The sequence below is a fragment of the Robertmurraya sp. FSL W8-0741 genome, from assembly GCF_038004005.1.
Classification (GTDB): domain Bacteria; phylum Bacillota; class Bacilli; order Bacillales; family Cytobacillaceae; genus Robertmurraya; species Robertmurraya siralis.
The window spans coordinates 4,645,123-4,666,476 of record NZ_JBBOQG010000001.1 but is presented as its reverse complement, the minus strand read 5'-3'; the positions used below and the strand labels follow the sequence as shown (position 1 = coordinate 4,666,476).

General features: G+C 41.6%; 11 protein-coding genes, 3 rRNA genes, 2 pseudogenes and 2 riboswitches. Of the genes and pseudogenes, 13 read left to right on the top strand and 3 right to left on the bottom strand.

Annotated elements, in window-relative coordinates; all coding sequences use genetic code 11:
- Window positions 1-16: 16 nt before the first annotated feature.
- From NST02_RS22755 to NST02_RS22725, 7 genes and pseudogenes are all read left to right on the top strand, one after another.
- Window positions 17-880: a hypothetical protein gene (locus NST02_RS22755; protein WP_340949858.1), complete on the top strand. Its 864-nt coding sequence runs from the start codon at window positions 17-19 to the stop codon at window positions 878-880.
- Between the two features lie 372 nt (window positions 881-1,252).
- Window positions 1,253-1,339: pseudogene (locus tag NST02_RS22750) on the top strand (hypothetical protein); the annotation flags it as partial.
- 45 nt (window positions 1,340-1,384) lie between these two features.
- Window positions 1,385-1,650 (top strand): annotated as a pseudogene (locus NST02_RS22745) (transposase); the annotation flags it as partial.
- A gap of 285 nt (window positions 1,651-1,935) precedes the next feature.
- Window positions 1,936-2,037, top strand: a riboswitch (purine riboswitch).
- A 209-nt stretch (window positions 2,038-2,246) separates the two neighbouring features.
- A complete protein-coding gene (gene guaA / locus NST02_RS22740; RefSeq protein WP_095314280.1) occupies window positions 2,247-3,797 on the top strand; it encodes a glutamine-hydrolyzing GMP synthase in 1,551 nt (516 codons plus the stop codon).
- 314 nt (window positions 3,798-4,111) lie between these two features.
- Complete coding sequence (locus tag NST02_RS22735) at window positions 4,112-4,531, top strand: TetR-like C-terminal domain-containing protein (protein ID WP_235879528.1); 420 nt, start codon at window positions 4,112-4,114, stop codon at window positions 4,529-4,531.
- A gap of 66 nt (window positions 4,532-4,597) precedes the next feature.
- A complete protein-coding gene (locus tag NST02_RS22730; RefSeq protein WP_095314216.1) occupies window positions 4,598-4,900 on the top strand; it encodes an ArsR/SmtB family transcription factor in 303 nt (100 codons plus the stop codon).
- Window positions 4,901-5,025: 125 nt separating this feature from the next.
- Window positions 5,026-6,219, top strand: a complete 1,194-nt coding sequence (locus NST02_RS22725; protein WP_137744242.1) for an MFS transporter — start codon at window positions 5,026-5,028, stop codon at window positions 6,217-6,219.
- Between the two features lie 472 nt (window positions 6,220-6,691).
- On the opposite strand, the gene NST02_RS22720 is transcribed toward NST02_RS22725, so the two are convergent.
- From NST02_RS22720 to NST02_RS22710, 3 genes are all read right to left on the bottom strand, one after another.
- Window positions 6,692-7,633, bottom strand: coding sequence for a D-alanyl-D-alanine carboxypeptidase family protein (locus tag NST02_RS22720; RefSeq protein WP_340949856.1), 942 nt, complete (start codon window positions 7,631-7,633; stop codon window positions 6,692-6,694).
- Between the two features lie 130 nt (window positions 7,634-7,763).
- Window positions 7,764-8,858, bottom strand: coding sequence for a sensor histidine kinase (locus tag NST02_RS22715; RefSeq protein ID WP_340950038.1), 1,095 nt, complete (start codon window positions 8,856-8,858; stop codon window positions 7,764-7,766).
- Entirely contained in the window at window positions 8,851-9,546 is a 696-nt protein-coding gene (locus NST02_RS22710) for a response regulator transcription factor (RefSeq protein WP_095314210.1), read from the bottom strand. The genes NST02_RS22715 and NST02_RS22710 overlap by 8 nt, the downstream gene beginning before the upstream one ends.
- Window positions 9,547-9,981: 435 nt before the next feature.
- Window positions 9,982-10,083: riboswitch (purine riboswitch) on the top strand.
- Between the two features lie 140 nt (window positions 10,084-10,223).
- On the opposite strand from NST02_RS22710, the gene NST02_RS22705 reads away from it, so the two are divergent.
- From NST02_RS22705 to rrf, 6 genes are all read left to right on the top strand, one after another.
- Window positions 10,224-11,552, top strand: coding sequence for an NCS2 family permease (locus NST02_RS22705; RefSeq protein ID WP_095314207.1), 1,329 nt, complete (start codon window positions 10,224-10,226; stop codon window positions 11,550-11,552).
- A 127-nt stretch (window positions 11,553-11,679) separates the two neighbouring features.
- A complete protein-coding gene (gene glcT / locus NST02_RS22700) occupies window positions 11,680-12,522 on the top strand; it encodes a glucose PTS transporter transcription antiterminator GlcT (protein ID WP_095314205.1) in 843 nt (280 codons plus the stop codon).
- 232 nt (window positions 12,523-12,754) lie between these two features.
- Complete coding sequence (gene ptsG, locus NST02_RS22695; protein WP_340949855.1) at window positions 12,755-14,806, top strand: glucose-specific PTS transporter subunit IIBC; 2,052 nt, start codon at window positions 12,755-12,757, stop codon at window positions 14,804-14,806.
- A 425-nt stretch (window positions 14,807-15,231) separates the two neighbouring features.
- A 16S ribosomal RNA gene (locus NST02_RS22690) occupies window positions 15,232-16,835 on the top strand.
- Window positions 16,836-17,488: 653 nt separating this feature from the next.
- Window positions 17,489-20,443 (top strand): 23S ribosomal RNA (locus NST02_RS22685).
- Window positions 20,444-20,544: 101 nt separating this feature from the next.
- A 5S ribosomal RNA gene (gene rrf, locus NST02_RS22680) occupies window positions 20,545-20,661 on the top strand.
- The 16S, 23S and 5S rRNA genes sit together here, the layout of an rRNA operon.
- Window positions 20,662-21,354: the final 693 nt, after the last annotated feature.

Here is a 21,354-nt window from a genome sequence, read left to right as displayed (position 1 = left end):
AATGAGGAGGTCTTTTATGTTTAGAAGGATCGGTTACATGTTGTTGTTTGTTTTAATGATATTGGGTACATTCTCAGGAAATGTCCTTGCTGAATCCAGTGAATCGAAGGAGTACGATATCAGAAAAGTGAAAAATTATATTGAGAGTTCTGTTGATTACTTAAAAGAACAATTTGGAAAATTAGATAAAATGTCTAATTTAGCAGATATTGAATCAATAATTGAGGGTTATTATAATGAGAATCCGCCTCCAGAAGCCATGTTAAAAGGTAACTTAAAGATAGAGGATGTCTTACCGGAATTGACAGAAGCGAATGAGAAATATCATCAAATGACAAAAGGGGATTTGAATGAATTTTTAGAAATTCAGAAAAAAACTGAAGAGCTTGGAAAAGTCTTTTTATATAAAAACGATAATTCTAAAATTGAAGTATATTTAGGAAATACAGGGGAAATAGCTATTATGGAGTTTAGAACTATTAAAGAGGCTCCTATACAACCTTTGTATGCTCAAAGGGAAACTGCAATAGAAAGAACTACCGGTATAGCCTATAATGCTGTTGGAAGCAAGATGTTTACGCTATGGTCTGAAGGTGGATTTAAATACAACGGCTCAAACGTGGTTTCACAAAATATTGATGGTGATTTTCAAAGGCATTTTTGGGGTTCAACTCTTAATCTAATTCCTGAAACTATGCCAAAAACAAGAGCAATTTCTATTGAAGGATATAAATATGTTGAAATCTATTCAAGATTACGGTATGAAGCGGGCATTGGCATAAGATGGGCATCGATAACTTTGAAAAGCGGAACAATTGAGACAATTGTTGGCTGTGGAGTTAATGGAAGTGTTTATGGTCAATTGAAAAGAGTAAGTTGATAAAAACACTATGTTATTTCAACGCGTTATTTAAGTATCGAAACTAATCATTGGTAGCAAGTAATTGCTGATGGTTCGTTTTTTTTCTTGTAATGGACTTGAATTTATGATTCGAGTGGGAGCATTATGTGTATCACTTGAAAGTTAAAAAAGAAACTCTAAATAGATGTTAAAGAGTATGTTGATTATTTATGATCTTATACAATTGTAAAATCATTAAATATAATTTTTTACTATTATTGCATTAATTTAGTTTCATTATTAAAAATACTCAAAATGTCCAATGATTTTATCTTGCGTATAAAAAAAGTCCTTTATAATGGATAAGTCAGGTGATAATCCCGTTCAAATCCAAAATAAAGGAACATTCGCATGGATAAGATGGATAAGATTACACGAAAAACTTCATTTGGACAATGGTTTTCACCGATAAATCTTGAATTATTTGATGAACAGGTGAAAACATTGAAATTAGATTTCTATACGAAAAAACTTACGACAGAATCCTTTTACAAATCACGCTGGGCCATAGAGTTGTTTTTCAAATGGATAAAACAACATCTCAGTATAAAAAAGTTCTACGGACAGAGCGAATGGGCCATTTAAAACCAAGTATTCATGGCACTCATTGTTTTTTGTCTACATGTTCTTGTACAAATTGAAACAAAGAACAAGCGAAAAATCTTACAAATTAGCCGGTACTTAAGGGCTGCTTTGTGGAAACCAGCACATATCTGCTTCGAAAGATTGAAGAAAGAGCCATTCCTTAATACTCAAATTGTCGTTGTCGCACAGGTCTAATTGTAAATAAATTTCCAAGTGGATGGAGCCACCTTTGTTTAGGTATTTGCATTTTTGGCTCTAAACAGCAAGAACCTTAAAACTGAAAGTTCAGTCAGTGTTAATGCAACACTTGTGATAATCTTTGACTAATTGAGAAGTAGTATCGCTTTAGCTCTAAAATGAGCTTGGACAACTCCATCATTTATATACGAGAAATATTTTCACAAATGATTAAAAATGGTTGATAAACCGTACTATCGTAATATATCATTAAAAATATTGCATATACCCTTCATATATCCTCGGTAATATGGTCCGAGAGTCTCTACCGAATCACCTTAAATGATTTGACTATGAAGGCAGGAATATTCTATTTTAGCTACGAAACTAGAATTCTGCCTTCACGTCATTTTTTTTGGAGGAGACTCTAGTTTTTTTATTGCGGAGATAGAATGGTCACTCATATGAAGGATGGATAAAATACGGTATGGAATAACACTTGCTAGAACCTCATTTACAGGAGTTATAAACACATAATGAGGCAAACTAGTACTGAGATTAAATAACGAGGTGGACGAAAGAGATGACAATTGAGGGTTTACAAGGACAAGAAAAAATAGTTGTGTTGGACTTCGGAAGTCAGTATAATCAGTTAATCACAAGAAGAATACGCGAGTTTGGCGTTTATAGTGAGCTTCATCCACATACGATTACGGCAGAAGAAATTAAACAAATGAATGCGACAGGAATTATTTTTTCTGGCGGACCAAATAGTGTGTATGATGAGAATTCATTCCGTGCAGATGAGGCTATTTTTGATTTAGGACTCCCAATTTTGGGGATTTGCTATGGAATGCAGCTCATGACTCAGCATTTTAATGGGAAAGTGGAGCCGGCGAAGAATCGTGAGTATGGAAAGGCTGAAATTAAAGTTGAAAATGAGACAAGACTTTTTGGACAGCTTCCACAGGAGCAAATTGTGTGGATGAGTCATGGCGATCTTGTTGTTGAAGCACCGGCTGGCTTTACTGTTGATGCAACGAGTCCTTCATGTCCGATTTCGGCGATGAGCGATGAATCTCGCAATCTGTATGCGGTGCAGTTCCATCCTGAGGTGCGTCATTCCCAATACGGAAACGAGCTATTGAGAAATTTTGTATTCAATGTTTGTAAGTGTCAAGGGAATTGGTCAATGGAGAACTTTATTGAAATTGAAATGGAAAAAATTCGTCAAACCGTTGGAGATAAAAAAGTTTTATGTGCCCTCAGCGGTGGAGTTGACTCTTCTGTTGTAGCAGTTTTGATTCACAAAGCGATCGGTGATCAATTAACTTGTATTTTCGTCGATCACGGTTTATTGCGCAAGGGTGAAGCTGATAGTGTCATGAAAACTTTCGCTGACGGCTTTAACATGAATGTCATTAAAGTCGACGCCAAGGAACGATTCTTATCCAAGCTCCAAGGGGTTAGCGATCCAGAGAAAAAACGTAAAATTATCGGAAATGAATTCATTTATGTTTTTGATGATGAGGCTACGAAGCTTGAAGGAATTGAGTTCCTAGCACAAGGAACTCTTTATACGGATATTATTGAAAGTGGGACAGCGACAGCGCAAACAATTAAATCACATCATAATGTTGGTGGACTTCCAGAGGACATGCAATTCAAGCTAATTGAGCCGTTGAATACGCTCTTTAAGGATGAAGTCCGTGCTCTAGGAACAGAATTAGGAATTCCTGATGAGATTGTCTGGAGGCAGCCATTCCCAGGACCAGGTCTTGGCATTCGCGTTCTCGGGGAAATTTCAGAAGACAAGCTTGAAATTGTCCGTGAATCCGACTGGATTTTACGTGAAGAAATAAAGAAAGCTGGGTTGGACCGTGATATTTGGCAATACTTTACTGTCCTTCCGGATATTCGCAGCGTCGGTGTAATGGGCGATGCAAGAACGTATGATTACACGATCGGCATCCGTGCCGTTACTTCTATCGATGGAATGACTTCTGACTGGGCAAGAATTCCGTGGGATGTTCTCGAAGTCATTTCAACGCGCATTGTCAACGAGGTAAGCCACGTTAACCGTGTAGTGTATGATATTACAAGTAAGCCACCAGCTACGATTGAGTGGGAATAATTCACTAAAGGCATTTGAAATGACGTTGATTTGACTGCATTTCAATGGTACAAAATGGATAAAACAATTAAAAAATGAATAGGTTCTCCACCAAGATTCCGCCAGAGGAATAGGCAGGGAAGTAGAGCTACTGTATAAAAGCAGTGGCTCTTTTTTTGAATCTAAATCATTTTTAAGTCATTGTTTATTAGTGTTGTCGCGCATGTGTGATTAGAAAGTGAGGGGAGTAAATTAATAAAGGAAACCTATTTATAAATATCCTTTGAAGGATTATCTCCGCCAAAAGGAAACCTTTACAGTTGTGACTGATCCTAGTGAATGAACTGTTAAGTGATTTAAAAGAAGCAATCCTTCTTTGTCCGATCAGCATGAATCCTTTCAGCATTTCTCTACTCGAGACAGTCATGCAAACAGTACTGGAGCATATTTCTCTAAATATGACCTTTTACCGTTCCATGTTAATTGAAGAGAATCGAATCTATCAGTTTCAAGCGAAAATGGAGAATATCATTAAGGATAAATTAATGGAGGGGTGGAAACCTGCTCAGGAAAACGCCCCATTAGCGATATCCAAGGAATTACTGATCGAATACCTCGTATCGGCTTTCATGGGAATTATAATTTGGTCGATTAAAAACGATAAGCCCCTTTCTAAAGAGGAGATTTCATCTCAGTTTAGTAAAATTGTTGCCTATGGGCACTTAAGGGCTGCCGGTATCGCCGTAGAGGAATAAAATGAGCGAGAGTAGAAGGGAACTAATTAGGATTGACATATCGCAAAATGTAGATATAATAAAAGCATGGATCCAATTAAAGTGTTCAAAGCGTTGTCTAACGAGTCGAGATTACAGATTTTACAGTGGCTTAAGGAGCCTGAAAAACATTTTGTGCCCCATGAAGGAGTGGATATGAGGGAAATCGGGGTGTGTGTCAGTCAAGTGACAGATAAGTTGAACATGACACAGTCGACAGCATCGCAGTATTTGTTCATTCTACAACGGGCCGGACTGATTCGAACTAAGCGGATCGGCAAATACACGTACTACAAACGGGATGAAGAAAAGATCAGTGAGTTGGCTGCATATTTGAATCAGAAACTCTGAACTGAATACCTTAAACGTATTCAGTTTTTCGGCCCTACATATCGAAATATCGCAATATGTAAATTTATTAAAAGGATCCTCATATCGGTAATTGTAAAAACAATAAAAAAGGAGAAGTGAACGTAATGTCTAACACGTGGAGAGTCTATTTATTGGCTTTAGTTACTTTTTTAGTGGGTACATCAGAGTACGTTATTTCCGGCATCTTAGATAAAATCTCGGATACAATGGGTATTTCCGTTACTTCTGCGGGGCAGTTAGTCACGATTTTTTCCTTTGTATACGCCATTGGCACCCCAATCCTTATGGCTTTGACTGCTAAGGTGGAAAGACAAAAACTGCTGGTTTGGGCGCTAGGTATCTTCGTAATTGGGAATGTATTGTCATTCGTTTTGCCTGGCTATGCATCGTTTCTCGCCGCTCGCGTCATAATGGCTTTAGGTGCGGGAATGGTCGTGGTAACTGCTTTGGACATCGCCGCAAAAATTGCGGCTCCAGGCAAACAAGCCAGCGCGATTGCTACCGTGGTGATGGGTTTTACGGCTTCCCTGATTATCGGCGTGCCGCTTGGACGTATCGTTGCAGCACAGTTCGGATGGAAAACTGTTTTTGGTATATTGGCACTGGCCGGTCTGGTAGCTATGTTCGTTCTGTACGCTATCATCCCTCGAGTTCAAGGGGATAAACCGATTCCGTTGTCCAAGCAACTTGCCTTTTTGAAAAACGGAAACGTAGCGCTAGGACTTGCGATTACCTTTTTCTGGCTTGGCGGATACTCGATCGCCTATACCTACATTTCACCGTATCTACTTGATGTTGCCGGATTGAAAGAAGGGATGCTGAGTGGAGTGCTGTTGGCTTTCGGCATCGCTAGCTTGCTCGGATCCAAATTCGGCGGTTTCAGCACGGATAAATGGGGGGTATTTCCGACACTGTCAGGGGGGATGCTCTTGCATGTCTTAGCGCTGCTTCTCCTCTCTTTCACCGTTACCTATACGCATTCGTGGTTGCCGATTGTCATCCTCCTGATCTTGTGGTCGTTTGCTGCATGGTCCTCCGGTCCAACGCAACAAGTCAATCTAGTTCGGATTGAACCGAATTATTCTGGAATCATGCTGAGCCTGAACCAATCCATGATGCAGTTGTCCATGGCTGCGGGCGCTGCAATCGGAGGCATCATGGTCGACCGTGTGTCTCTATCAGCCATTACATGGGTCGGGATGGTTGGAGTCGCTATTGCGATCGTGGTGGTGTCGTTCTTGAGGTCGCGAATGAGTGCCGGCAGTCAAGGTTCCGGAGAGTATCTGGATGAAATATAAAAAGACATTTATTAAATGAATTGAAGTTGCACCTTATGGCAAACGACTAAAATGCATCATCTTCTGGTTTTCTGAAGATGATGCATGACAACCAAATAACACGTGGAGAACCGAATTACAAATAGTGGTAAAATGCAAGATCAAGGCTGTGATGATGAGTCCTGCAGCAAATAATTTTACCGCGCTTTGCAGGTGAAACAAAGAAAATACCATATAGTGCGGAAGCAATTGAAGGTGAACCGATGGCCTTTAACGGATAAGGATTTAGGGTCTTATCTGTTTTCTTTGTATTGTTATTACAATTTTTTATTACCTTTACGTATTTCTTAAATATAAAATGAAGGGGAGAAATCCTCAAATTAAGAAAAAACCAACTGAAAACAGTTGGCTTATAGCATCCTTATTTCTAAATTGTGTTCATACTGAGCGGAACAGCCCATAAGTGAGCGATACCATCCATAAGTTATGTTGATTATATGTTAGACTTGGCTTTTGTATATAGCTTTAGCGTATCTGCGATTTGGGCTCTATCTGGATTACGAATATCTTTTAATGGAGCGCCCATGACAATACATATATATTCATGACCGTTTACCAACCCAAGTGTTGCCCAGCATTGTCCAGCTTCGGACGTTGTGCCGGATTTACCCCCAATAATTTCAAATCCGTTCTGCTCCTCTTTATTAAGAAACTTAAGAACAGAGGACTCTAACAAAATTCCATCGGGATGCTCCGCTGTTGATGTTGTTTGAAAGGTCTCTTTTGTAAAAATTGCTTTAAAATGACCGTTATCTAATGCATAATCTAAGAGTTTGGCCATGTCAAATGCCGTCGTATACTGATTTTCATTATGGAGACCTTCTGGGTTAGTAAAGTGCGTATCATTTAAGCCGATTTCATCCGCTTTGTCATTCATCATTTGAACAAAACTGTCCACATTTCCTGCGATGTGAACGGCTAAGGAGTTAGCGGCTTCTCCACCTGAACTTAAAATCGTACCATACAATAGATCACGGTAGGTTACTTTTTCTCTTCCAAAAAAACCTGCCATTGAAGAGTTTCTCGCCACCATTTTTTTATATGTATCTATATCTATAGGGGCAGTTTCCGATAAATCATTAATATGTTCAAGTGCTACGATGGCTGTCATTATTTTTGTAAGTGATGCGGGATATGCCTTTTCTTTCGCATTTTTTTCATGAACCACACTCCCTGTTTTTCTATCGATCAGATAAATATATGAACTGGTGTAATCGGTCGTATCCCTTTGGATTTCTTTATCAATGATATCAATGTTTGGATTGACGTAATCATTCGACTCCTTGATTTCTGTACTTTCGCTATCTTCTAATTTAAATAAAAAAAACAACACTACAACTGCAATTACTAACATAAACGTTATCAATTTTTTCATGTAACCTCTACCCTTTGCTAACATATTCTTTTAGGCTAGGTAAAGTATAGGTAAAACTATTTAAATATTAAGTAGGGTAAAACTTAAATTTTTCTTAAATTAAGAAATTGGAGCTAGAGTTATTGTATCTTTACTCTTCTCTTGGCAATCGTACTTCAAACACAGTCTCTATTACGTTACTGTCGGCAGTAATCATTCCTTTATGCTGTTCCACAATATTCTTTGCTATAAACAATCCAAGACCTGTGCTATTTTCTTTATGTGTTCGCGATTTATCTCCTGTATAGAACATTTCAAAGAGATGTGGAAGTTCATCGGAAGGGATGCTTCCTCCATAATTGATTACTTGAACGACAGCGTTGCTGTCGTCTTTAAAACCGTTAACATCGATGTACTGACCATCATTTCCATAACGAATCGCATTAGCCAGAAGATTTTCGAACACACGTGCCAGTAGATCTCCATCCCCTACAATGAATAGATGAGGATCGCAATCCAAGCGAACAGTCAAACGATTTTTTTCAAGTAAAGGATACATTTCTTCTTTTAATTGATTAAGGAGATCGGTTAAATTAATTCTACTTTTTTTAAGGGTAATCATTCCATAATTCATTCTAGTAATTTCAAATAATTCGTCAATTAGTCTTTCCAATCGTTTGGATTTATTAAAAGTAATGGTTAAAAAATGTCTGACTTGTTCTTTAGTTAAGTTTTCATCCTTAAGGATTAAATCCAAATATCCAAGAACAGAGGTAAGTGGAGTGCGTAAATCATGAGCTAAATTTACGACTAACTGATCTTTGCTGCTTTCCGAAAAATCTCCTCGTTGAATCGCTTCTTGCAATTTCTCGCTTGCTAAATTAATGTCTAGAGCGATATCTTTAAATTCATCATTTGATGGGATATGCACTTTGTGATTAAAGTCACCGCGCGCGAGATAACGAATTCCGTTTGAAATTTCATTAAAGTAAACAGAATAAGGTTTAGTAAGAAAAAAGAAAAAGAGGAAAGATAACAAAATAAATAAAATGAAAAAGAGATTAAAATCTCCAAAATTACCTATCAGAATGCGAATTTTAGCAATTAGATCTTCGTGTTGAGCACTTGTGTGATAATAGAACTGCAAACCTTTAAAGAATAGATAGGTAATACTTGCTGAACAAGACATACTTATTACGAATAATAGTATCATTTTTGCACGAAAACTACGGGATAGCTTAACCATTGAATGCATACCCAACTCCCCAAACTGTTTTGATCCATTTCTCTTTTCGTGTATCTTCTTCAAGCTTTTTCCGAAGTGTGCGTATATGGACCATAACGGTGTTTCTACCTTCGAAGTATGCTTCTCCCCATACCTGTGTAAAAATATTCTCGACACTAAAAACCTTTTTTGGATGACTTGCTAACAAATATAAAATATCAAACTCCTTTGGTGTAAGCTCGATAATTTCACCATAAAGAGTAACTTTACGCTGTTCAAGAGAAATAACTAAGCTACCATATTCTAAATCATTTTTAATATCTTTAACGGTTTGATTTAACTTCATGAAACGGCGAAGCTGAGCATTGACACGAGCAATCAACTCTATCGGAGTGAATGGTTTAGTCATATAATCATCTGCTCCAATAACAAGTCCATGTACTTTGTCGAAATCGGATGTTTTTGCACTCAAAAAAATGATAGGCATATTATATTTTTCGCGAATCCTTTTGGTCACCTCATATCCATCTATTTTGGGCATCATGATATCCAAAATTAGTAAATCGATTGATTGAGACTCCACAATACGAATTGTTTCCAGTCCGTCTGATGCTTTAATAACATGGAAGCCTTCCTTTTTTAAATGTATTGCAATGAGGTCTGCGATTTCCTTTTCGTCATCGGCGATCAATATTGAAATTTCTTTCATTTTTCTACTCCTAAACAATTAGTTTTATCCTTACAGACAGGCAATTTTTAAATTAAATTCGGATGATTAGGCATGATTTGTAACCGATGCTTTTACTTTCATTATAGCAAATAAGCCTTAAATAATTTTTGGAATATGAAACAAGTAGTGGATCCGGCCAAAAAGAAGAAGTTTTCTTCGGTAACTGAATCGATTTCATCATGTACCATTGCTAATTAAAAAACGAACAGTATTACGTTTAATAATCATTTATGTCCGCATTTACTCCTTAAAATAATGTAAAATTAAAATGAACGTTCGTTTTTTTACTTGAAGTGCGCAATTATGAAGTGGACTCAACTAAACAATAATATCCGAACAATAAAAAAATAACCTTGAATAATGTTCGCTTTTATATATTGACGTAGGTCTTTGTCCTTGTTAAAATGAGAAAGAATTTAATATTGTCGTGTACATCGTATAATGTTGGGGATATGGCCCAAAAGTTTCTACCAGGCTACCGTAAATGGCTTGACTACGAAGTAAGTGATGATCGAACGGTTAATGCTCTTATTTTTCTTTTTTCGATTGTTTCACAAGCTCGTTGTCAACGCTCCTGGTATGTACGGGGCGTTTTTTTTTATTTATTCTTGAAAATATGAAGTAACGCTGACAACTCTTTAGGAGGAATCGAAGGAATGAAGAATTATTTTCAGTTTGAACAGCTCGGTACAAACTACCGTCGCGAAATTATTGGTGGTGTAACAACCTTTTTATCAATGGCATACATTTTAGTAGTAAACCCTCTTATGCTTTCTCTAGCAGATGTTCCAGACTTGCCAGATGAAATGCGAATGAATATGGGAGCGGTATTTGTTGCAACTGCAGTGGCTGCAGCTATCGGTTCTCTCTTAATGGGATTGATTGCTAAGTATCCGATAGCTTTGGCACCAGGAATGGGCTTGAATGCTTTTTTTGCGTTTACTGTTGTTTTAACGATGGGCGTTCCTTGGCAGCACGCTTTAGGTGGAGTATTTATTTCTGGGGTTATATTTGTAATTTTAACACTTTCGGGGTTTCGTGAAAAAATCATAAATGCGATTCCGGCAGAATTAAAGTATGCAGTAAGTGCTGGTATCGGTTTGTTTATTACATTTGTTGGTGCCCAAAATGCAGGGATCATTGTCAATGATGATGCTACTTTAGTTGTTTTAGGCGATATTCACGATGGCAATGTGCTACTTGCTGTATTCGGGATTATCATTACGGTTATTTTAATGACAAGAGGCGTGAATGGTGGAATCTTTATCGGGATGGTAATTACAGCCATAGCCGGAATGCTATTAGGATTAATTGATAGACCAGAAAAAATTGTTGACTCTATTCCAAGTATAGCTCCAACTTTTGGTGCAGCATTTGGTGCATTTAGTGATAGCTCGTTCTTTACGACACAAATGCTTGTCGTTGTACTGACATTCCTTTTCGTAGACTTCTTTGATACAGCGGGGACTTTAGTTGGAGTAGCAAATCAGGCTGGTCTTATGAAGGATAATAAGTTGCCTCGCGCCGGTAAAGCGCTTTTTGCTGACGCGGTAGCTACAGTGTCAGGTGCAGTGCTAGGGACATCCACTACAACTTCTTATATCGAATCATCTGCTGGGGTTGCTGCAGGTGCGAGAACAGGATTTGCTTCTATTGTAACAGCAGTTTTATTCTTACTATCATTATTTTTCTTCCCTGTGTTATCAGTGGTTACTTCTGCGGTTACTGCACCGGCATTAATCATTGTTGGGGTCTTAATGGTAGCATCACTTGGAAAAATTGATTGGACAAAATTCGAAATTGCGGTTCCTGCATTTTTGACAATTCTAGCAATGCCATTAACATATAGCATTGCAACAGGAATTGCGATCGGCTTTATTTTTTATCCAATTACAATGATTGTAAAAGGAAGAACTAAAGAAATTCACCCGATTATGTACGGACTATTTGTCGTCTTTGTTCTTTACTTTATTTTCTTGAAATAATAATTGCTGAAAGAAGAGCTGCACTTTAATGTGCAGTTCTTTTTTGTTATTTTGCAACTTTTCTTATTGATTCTTTATCAATATTTATATAGCATAAAGGAATGGGTGTGATGAAAGAGGAGATACGATGGAGCAATTAAAAGTATTGAAAGCGCTCAACAATAATGTGTTAATTGGTAATCATCCGACATATGGGGAAGTTGTGATCATCGGAAAAGGGATCGGTTTCAATCGCCAGCAAGGAGATAGCATTGATTCGACCGTTGTGGAAAAGCTTTTTGTTTTGAAAGATGAAAAAGAGCAAAAGAATTATATAAAGCTTCTGCCATTTTTAGATAATGATTTATTAGAAGTGTTCATTTCTTGTATTGAATTAATCAAGAAGAGAACAAAAGCAACTTTGAATGAGCATATTCATGTTGCGCTAACGGATCATCTATTGTTTGCTGTTTCAAGGCTTTCAAAAGGAATGGAAATGAGCAATCCTTTTTTGATTGAAACGAAAGCGCTCTATCCGTTTGAATATGATATTGCCCGAGATGTTGTCAAGCTGATTGGAGAGAAAACAGACGTGAAGCTTCCAGAAGGGGAAGTTGGTTTTATCGCTCTTCATATCCATTCTGCTGTCATGAACAAAAATCTTTCAGATGTGAATCGTCATTCCCAACTTGTTACAAAGCTGGTGGACATGATTGAGGAAAGATTGAAGATTAAATTGGATAAGGAAAGCGTTGATTATATGCGTCTTGTACGCCATATTCGTTTCACGATTGAACGGGTTCAAACTGGGGAAAAGGTAGAAGAACCAGAAAAGATCAGTTTGCTCTTGAAGGAAGAATATCCGGTGTGTTACAATCTTTCATGGAAACTCATTAAGGTTATGCAGCAAGAGCTGAGGAAGCCTGTTTATAATGCTGAAGCAGTATACTTGACCATGCATTTACAGCGTCTTCAGAAAAAGGTTAAATAGTTAATTAAATTCCGAAAGAAGCCTTTCGGTTTCAATATCACGTGTTACTGATTCGATCAGGCATGAGTGAAAAATGTAATTGAATCAAACTGTTAAGGGTACGATAAGCCCAAACAGTTCTATTCAGTTATTTTTTCCTCATGCCTTTTTTTGTGCTTTCAAAGCTGGAGTTTTGCAGAAATTTTGAAATGAAGCTTAATGAGTTGAAAAATATTAATAGGAGGTTGGCAACATGTTTAAAAAATTTTTTGGGGTGTTACAAAAAGTTGGTAAAGCACTAATGCTACCAGTAGCACTACTGCCGGCTGCAGGTATTTTACTGGCGTTGGGAGCTGCGTTGAGAAACCCGGCCTTACTTGAATTAGCGCCCTTTTTAGATAATAGCGGGGTTGATTTGGTTGCATCTATTATGCAAAACGCTGGTGATATCGTTTTCGGTAATCTGCCTGTTTTATTTGCTGTAGGGGTAGCTGTTGGTTTAGCTGGAGGTGACGGTGTTGCCGGGCTAGCGGCGATCATCGGTTACTTAATCATGAACGTAACAATGGGGACAACTCTTGGAATTACAGCAGAAGATGTCAACGGATTAAATTATGCTAGTGTGCTTGGAGTTCCGACCTTACAGACTGGAGTATTTGGTGGTATTATTGTTGGAATCATTGCTGCATCACTTTACAATCGTTTTTATGAAATAGAATTGCCATCTTACTTAGGTTTTTTTGCAGGTAAGCGATTTGTACCGATTATTACAGCAGGCTCAGCAGTTGTTTTAGGATTATTGATGCTGATTATCTGGCCACCAATTCAAAATGGATTAAATGCTTTCTCGCAAAACATGGTTCACGCTAATTTAACACTATCGGCTTTTATTTTCGGTGTTATTGAACGTGCGTTAATTCCTTTTGGATTGCATCATATTTTCTATTCTCCATTCTGGTATGAATTCGGTGAATATGTCAATGCGGCTGGACAATTGGTTCGTGGCGACCAACGTATTTTCATGGCGCAAATTACAGACAATGTTCAAGATTTAACAGCGGGAACATTTATGACAGGTAAATTCCCATTCATGATGTTTGGTTTGCCAGCGGCGGCATTAGCGATCTATCATGAAGCTCGTCCAGAAAGAAAGGTAGTGGTTGGAGGATTGATGGCATCTGCTGCCCTTACTGCTTTCTTAACAGGGATCACCGAGCCAATTGAATTCTCATTTTTATTCGTAGCACCTGTACTATTTGGTATTCATACTATCTTTGCTGGTCTTTCATTTATGACCATGCATCTGTTGAATGTAAAAATCGGGATGACTTTCTCAGGTGGACTAATTGATTATATTTTATTCGGATTAATTAACCCACAAACAAACGCTTGGTTAGTTATTCCGGTTGGTCTAGTGTTTTCGGTTATTTATTACTTTGGATTCCGATTTGCGATTCGGAAGTTTAACTTGAAAACTCCTGGCCGTGAAGATGAGGATGCAAATGATGAAGATACGCACGGAAAAACGAGTGATCTTCCATACGATATTCTTGATGCAATGGGTGGGAAAGAAAATATTTCTCATTTAGATGCTTGTATTACACGTTTACGTGTATCGGTAAATGCTATTGAAAATGTTGATAAAGAACGTTTGAAAAAATTAGGCGCATCGGGTGTTCTTGAAGTAGGAAACAATATTCAAGCGATATTCGGACCTCGCTCTGAAACAATTAAAGGACAGATGAAAGATATAATGGAAGGAAAGAGACCTCGTCCAGTGGAAAAAGCCCCTGATAAAGGTGCGGGGCAAACAGAGGATGTAACTCCTGCTGATATGAAATTGGGCAAAGATGATTTTGTTTCTCCGTTAAAAGGTGAAATCAAGCCGATTACAGAAGTTCCAGATGCGGTTTTCTCTGGAAAAATGATGGGTGATGGCTTTGCGATCGTACCGACTGAAGGAATCGTTGTTTCACCAGTCGATGGTAAAATCGTTAATTTCTTTCCAACAAAGCATGCTTTAGGAATTCTAGCTGACTCCGGTCGGGAAATACTTATTCATGTTGGGATCGATACGGTTAATTTAAAAGGCGTAGGCTTTGAAGCTTTAGTTAATGAAGATGACCGTGTGGAGAAAGGCCAACCTTTATTAAAGGTAGATCTTGAAGTGATTAAAGATAAAGTTCCTTCTATTATTACACCAGTTGTATTTACAAATCTAGCTGATGGTGAACAAGTTGTTTTAAACAAGCAAGGTGAAGTAGATATGGGTGAAGCGGATATCATTACGATTTCTAACTTATAAACTAGATAAAAAACGGCCTTGCGAATTTCGTGAGGCCGTTTTAATTTTGACCATAAATTTTTCATTGCATTATGATGAACAGGGTGATAATATTAGTAAGTCGTTTTCGTGAGAAGTTATTGCGGATTTCTACTAGACGAATTGGCATATACATGTTAGAATAGAAATCTACTTCTTCAATAAGTTTTTTTGAATCTTTTAAAAAACTATTGACACGGATTTGAATGGGTGTTATTCTAATATAGTTGCTTGAGAAACGAAAGTTGCTCTTGTGAAACAGTGAATAATATATTGAGTGAAGCAAAAAATTGCACTTTGAAAACTAAACAAATCATACGTCAACAAATAATTATAGTGGAGGCTATCTTTCTTTGAGAAGCTGAAACTAGCCAACGTTTTTTAAACATAAGAGCTAATCTTACTCTTTATTGGAGAGTTTGATCCTGGCTCAGGACGAACGCTGGCGGCGTGCCTAATACATGCAAGTCGAGCGCTTGCACAAGAAAGCTTGCTTTCTTGTTGCTTGAGCGGCGGACGGGTGAGTAACACGTGGGCAACCTGCCTATAAGACTGGGATAACTTCGGGAAACCGGAGCTAATACCGGATAATGCTTTTGAACACATGTTCGAAAGCGGAAAGATGGTTTCGGCTATCACTTATAGATGGGCCCGCGGCGCATTAGCTAGTTGGTGAGGTAACGGCTCACCAAGGCGACGATGCGTAGCCGACCTGAGAGGGTGATCGGCCACACTGGGACTGAGACACGGCCCAGACTCCTACGGGAGGCAGCAGTAGGGAATCTTCCGCAATGGACGAAAGTCTGACGGAGCAACGCCGCGTGAGTGATGAAGGTTTTCGGATCGTAAAACTCTGTTGTTAGGGAAGAACAAGTACCGGAGTAACTGCCGGTACCTTGACGGTACCTAACCAGAAAGCCACGGCTAACTACGTGCCAGCAGCCGCGGTAATACGTAGGTGGCAAGCGTTGTCCGGAATTATTGGGCGTAAAGCGCGCGCAGGCGGTTCTTTAAGTCTGATGTGAAAGCCCACGGCTCAACCGTGGAGGGTCATTGGAAACTGGGGAACTTGAGTGCAGAAGAGAAGAGCGGAATTCCACGTGTAGCGGTGAAATGCGTAGAGATGTGGAGGAACACCAGTGGCGAAGGCGGCTCTTTGGTCTGTAACTGACGCTGAGGCGCGAAAGCGTGGGGAGCAAACAGGATTAGATACCCTGGTAGTCCACGCCGTAAACGATGAGTGCTAAGTGTTAGAGGGTTTCCGCCCTTTAGTGCTGCAGCAAACGCATTAAGCACTCCGCCTGGGGAGTACGGCCGCAAGGCTGAAACTCAAAGGAATTGACGGGGGCCCGCACAAGCGGTGGAGCATGTGGTTTAATTCGAAGCAACGCGAAGAACCTTACCAGGTCTTGACATCCTCTGCCACCCCTAGAGATAGGGCGTTCCCCTTCGGGGGACGGAGTGACAGGTGGTGCATGGTTGTCGTCAGCTCGTGTCGTGAGATGTTGGGTTAAGTCCCGCAACGAGCGCAACCCTTGATCTTAGTTGCCAGCATTCAGTTGGGCACTCTAAGGTGACTGCCGGTGACAAACCGGAGGAAGGTGGGGATGACGTCAAATCATCATGCCCCTTATGACCTGGGCTACACACGTGCTACAATGGATGGTACAAAGGGCAGCGAAGCCGCGAGGTGGAGCGAATCCCATAAAACCATTCTCAGTTCGGATTGTAGGCTGCAACTCGCCTACATGAAGCCGGAATCGCTAGTAATCGCGGATCAGCATGCCGCGGTGAATACGTTCCCGGGCCTTGTACACACCGCCCGTCACACCACGAGAGTTTGTAACACCCGAAGTCGGTGAGGTAACTGGTGGTTTCACTGAGTATCTGATAAAAGTAGTCGGAAATTCAGTGAAACCACTAGAGCCAGCCGCCTAAGGTGGGACAGATGATTGGGGTGAAGTCGTAACAAGGTAGCCGTATCGGAAGGTGCGGCTGGATCACCTCCTTTCTAAGGAATATTGAGGCTTAGATGTCTCATAAATCGTAAAGTTGATGAGGCTATTTTGCCAAGTCAAAATAGCCGTATGGTTTGTTTAGTTTTGAGAGTGCAATCTCTCAAAATAGAATGAAGGTGAATTAGAAGCGAGCAGATTGAGGAAACGACTGAGTGGGCACCGGAGTGTATTTGATACATGAGGAGCAGAACGAGGGAAGTTGACGAAAAGATGCGAAGCTTATCATTCGCCGTTTGTACCTTGAAAACTAGATAATGATAATGAAGAAGAACCAAGAAATTACCGAGTAATCGCCATTTTAGTTTTTCTCTCTATTGATTTATTCATAGAGTAAACCGCGAGGGTTTCAAGAAATCACACAAAGTTGTGTTGATGTATTGAAAGCCGAACAAGAGGGTTTCGAGAAGCAAGTAGATCAAGGAAGCGACCGAACGAGCATCGGAGCGTACGTAATGGGTACGTGAGGAGCGTAGAGAGGGAGCTGACGCAGAGATGCGCCGCTTATCGGAAGCCGAAAGTTGAGGGAAATGAGAAGCAAACAAGTCGAGGAATCAAGCGAGGAAGTACCGGAGCGTACGTAGTCTGTACGCGAGGATACTGACGAGTAAAGATGACGAAGAGATGTGTAGCTGATCATTTGCCGAATGGTTAAGTTATAAAGGGCGCACGGTGGATGCCTTGGCACTAGGAGCCGATGAAGGACGGGACTAACACCGATATGCTTCGGGGAGCTGTAAGTAAGCTTTGATCCGGAGATTTCCGAATGGGGAAACCCATCATCCGTAATGGGATGGTATCCATACCTGAATACATAGGGGATGGAAGGCAGACCCGGGGAACTGAAACATCTAAGTACCCGGAGGAAGAGAAAGCAAACGCGATTCCCTGAGTAGCGGCGAGCGAAACGGGATTAGCCCAAACCAAGAGGCTTGCCTCTTGGGGTTGTAGGACACTCTATACGGAGTTACAAAGGAACGGAGTAAACGAACAAGTCTGGAAAGGCTGGTCAGAGAAGGTAACAACCCTGTAGTTGAAACTTCGTTCCCTCTTGAGTGGATCCTGAGTACGGCGGGACACGTGAAATCCCGTCGGAAGCTGGGAGGACCATCTCCCAAGGCTAAATACTCCCTAGTGACCGATAGTGAACCAGTACCGTGAGGGAAAGGTGAAAAGCACCCCGGAAGGGGAGTGAAAGAGAACCTGAAACCGTGTGCCTACAAGTAGTTAGAGCCCTATGCATATTTCCTTTGGAAACATGCTGGGTGATAGCGTGCCTTTTGTAGAATGAACCGGCGAGTTACGATTGCATGCAAGGTTAAGTTGAGAAGACGGAGCCGCAGCGAAAGCGAGTCTGAATAGGGCGTCTTGAGTATGTAGTCGTAGACCCGAAACCAGGTGATCTACCCATGTCCAGGTTGAAGTTCAGGTAACACTGAATGGAGGACCGAACCCACGCACGTTGAAAAGTGCGGGGATGAGGTGTGGGTAGCGGAGAAATTCCAATCGAACTTGGAGATAGCTGGTTCTCTCCGAAATAGCTTTAGGGCTAGCCTCACGAAGAACGAGTCTTGGAGGTAGAGCACTGTTTGGACTAGGGGCCCTCATCGGGTTACCGAATTCAGACAAACTCCGAATGCCAAGTACTTAAACGTGGGAGTCAGACTGCGAGTGATAAGATCCGTAGTCAAAAGGGAAACAGCCCAGACCACCAGCTAAGGTCCCAAAGTATACGTTAAGTGGAAAAGGATGTGGGGTTGCTTAGACAACCAGGATGTTGGCTTAGAAGCAGCCATCATTTAAAGAGTGCGTAATAGCTCACTGGTCGAGTGACCCCGCGCCGAAAATGTACCGGGGCTAAACGTATCACCGAAGCTGTGGGTGTACACCGTAGGTGTACGCGGTAGGAGAGCGTTCTAAGGGCGTTGAAGCTAGACCGGAAGGACTGGTGGAGCGCTTAGAAGTGAGAATGCCGGTATGAGTAGCGAAAGATGGGTGAGAATCCCATCCACCGAATGCCTAAGGTTTCCTGAGGAAGGCTCGTCCGCTCAGGGTTAGTCGGGACCTAAGCCGAGGCCGAAAGGCGTAGGCGATGGACAACAGGTTGATATTCCTGTACCACCTCGTTTTTGTTTGAGCGATGGGGGGACGCAGGAGGATAGGGTAAGCGCACTGCTGGATATGTGCGTCTAAGCAGTTAGAGCGGCAAGTAGGCAAATCCGCTTGCCATACGCTTGAGCTGTGACAGCGAGGGAAATCAAGTACCGAAGTTCCTGATTCCACACTGCCAAGAAAAGCCTCTAGTGAGAAAACAGGTGCCCGTACCGCAAACCGACACAGGTAGGCGAGGAGAGAATCCTAAGGTGAGCGAGAGAACTCTCGTTAAGGAACTCGGCAAAATGACCCCGTAACTTCGGGAGAAGGGGTGCTTTTTAGGGTGCATAGCCCTGAAGAGCCGCAGTGAATAGGCCCAGGCGACTGTTTAGCAAAAACACAGGTCTCTGCGAAGCCGCAAGGCGAAGTATAGGGGCTGACGCCTGCCCGGTGCTGGAAGGTTAAGAGGAGGGGTTAGCTTACGCGAAGCTCTGAATTGAAGCCCCAGTAAACGGCGGCCGTAACTATAACGGTCCTAAGGTAGCGAAATTCCTTGTCGGGTAAGTTCCGACCCGCACGAAAGGCGTAACGATCTGGGCACTGTCTCAACGAGAGACTCGGTGAAATTATAGTACCTGTGAAGATGCAGGTTACCCGCGACAGGACGGAAAGACCCCGTGGAGCTTTACTGTAGCCTGATATTGAATTTTGGTACAGCTTGTACAGGATAGGTAGGAGCCGTGGAAGCCGGAGCGCTAGCTTCGGTGGAGGCGTCGGTGGGATACTACTCTGGCTGTATTGACATTCTAACCCGCACCTCTGATCGAGGTGGGAGACAGTGTCAGGTGGGCAGTTTGACTGGGGCGGTCGCCTCCTAAAGAGTAACGGAGGCGCCCAAAGGTTCCCTCAGAATGGTTGGAAATCATTCGTAGAGTGTAAAGGCACAAGGGAGCTTGACTGCGAGACCTACAAGTCGAGCAGGGACGAAAGTCGGGCTTAGTGATCCGGTGGTTCCGCATGGAAGGGCCATCGCTCAACGGATAAAAGCTACCCCGGGGATAACAGGCTTATCTCCCCCAAGAGTCCACATCGACGGGGAGGTTTGGCACCTCGATGTCGGCTCATCGCATCCTGGGGCTGTAGTCGGTCCCAAGGGTTGGGCTGTTCGCCCATTAAAGCGGTACGCGAGCTGGGTTCAGAACGTCGTGAGACAGTTCGGTCCCTATCCGTCGTGGGCGTAGGAAATTTGAGAGGAGCTGTCCTTAGTACGAGAGGACCGGGATGGACGCACCGCTGGTGTACCAGTTGTTCTGCCAAGAGCATCGCTGGGTAGCTATGTGCGGAAGGGATAAGTGCTGAAAGCATCTAAGCATGAAGCCCCCCTCAAGATGAGATTTCCCATAGCGCAAGCTAGTAAGAACCCTGAAAGATGATCAGGTTGATAGGTCAGAGGTGGAAGCATGGTGACATGTGGAGCTGACTGATACTAATCGTTCGAGGACTTAACCAAATAGGTTACTCGGTCTTTTTCTTCTTCATCCATTATCTAGTTTTGAAGGTACAAAGCTTTTTGCGTAAGCCAAATAAGTTGCATCACCTTTAAACCAATAGTCCGGTGACGATAGCGAGAAGGTCACACCCGTTCCCATACCGAACACGGAAGTTAAGCTTCTCAGCGCCGATGGTAATGAGGGGCTGTCCCCTTGTGAGAGTAGGACGTTGCCGGGCAAAGTAAAAAGAGTATCCCATATGATGGGTGCTCTTTTTTTGATCTGAATGTCCGTAAGGACAAGAAATAAAACGCCAGTAAAATCAAAAGCAGAAACCGGAGGGTGGCTAGAACCGAGGAGGTCGAGGAAGCGAGAGAGGGAAGCCCGGAGTGTACGATGTACACGAGGACGGAAGGAACGAAGCTGACGAAGAGATCCGAAGGTGATAGACAGCCGACTCCGAGCACGGAAGTGAAGCTTCGGCGCCGATGGTAGTGAGGGGCTGTCCCCTTGTGAGAGTAGGACGTTGCCGGACGAAGTAAAAAGAGTATCCAATATGATGGGTGCTCTTTTTTTGATCTGAATGTCCGTAAGGACAAGAAATAAAACGCCAGTAAAATCAAAAGCAGAAACCGGAGGGTGGCTAGAACCGAGGAGGTCGAGGAAACAAGAGAGTGAAGCCCGGAGTGTACGATGTACACGAGGACGGAAGGAACGAAGCTGACGAAGAGATCCGAAGGTGATAGACAGCCGACTCCGAACACGGAAGTGAAGCTTCGGCGCCGATGGTAATGAGGGGACGAGCCCTTGTGAGAGTAGGACGTTGCCGGGCAAAGTAAAAAGAGTATCCCATATGATGGGTGCTCTTTTTTTGATCCCAAGTGTGGCTGAAATGGCGAGATGCGCAATAAGCATTGAAATGCGCGCAATT

Bases quoted from the DNA above. Each gene is read 5' to 3' on its own strand.
- NST02_RS22755 (WP_340949858.1), top strand. From the start codon at position 17: ATGTTTAGAAGGATCGGTTACATGTTGTTGTTTGTTTTAATGATATTG.
- guaA (WP_095314280.1), top strand. From the start codon at position 2,247: ATGACAATTGAGGGTTTACAAGGACAAGAAAAAATAGTTGTGTTGGAC.
- NST02_RS22730 (WP_095314216.1), top strand. From the start codon at position 4,598: ATGGATCCAATTAAAGTGTTCAAAGCGTTGTCTAACGAGTCGAGATTA.
- NST02_RS22725 (WP_137744242.1), top strand. From the start codon at position 5,026: ATGTCTAACACGTGGAGAGTCTATTTATTGGCTTTAGTTACTTTTTTA.
- NST02_RS22720 (WP_340949856.1), bottom strand. From the start codon at position 7,633: ATGAAAAAATTGATAACGTTTATGTTAGTAATTGCAGTTGTAGTGTTG.
- NST02_RS22715 (WP_340950038.1), bottom strand. From the start codon at position 8,858: ATGGTTAAGCTATCCCGTAGTTTTCGTGCAAAAATGATACTATTATTC.
- NST02_RS22710 (WP_095314210.1), bottom strand. From the start codon at position 9,546: ATGAAAGAAATTTCAATATTGATCGCCGATGACGAAAAGGAAATCGCA.
- NST02_RS22705 (WP_095314207.1), top strand. From the start codon at position 10,224: ATGAAGAATTATTTTCAGTTTGAACAGCTCGGTACAAACTACCGTCGC.
- glcT (WP_095314205.1), top strand. From the start codon at position 11,680: ATGGAGCAATTAAAAGTATTGAAAGCGCTCAACAATAATGTGTTAATT.
- ptsG (WP_340949855.1), top strand. From the start codon at position 12,755: ATGTTTAAAAAATTTTTTGGGGTGTTACAAAAAGTTGGTAAAGCACTA.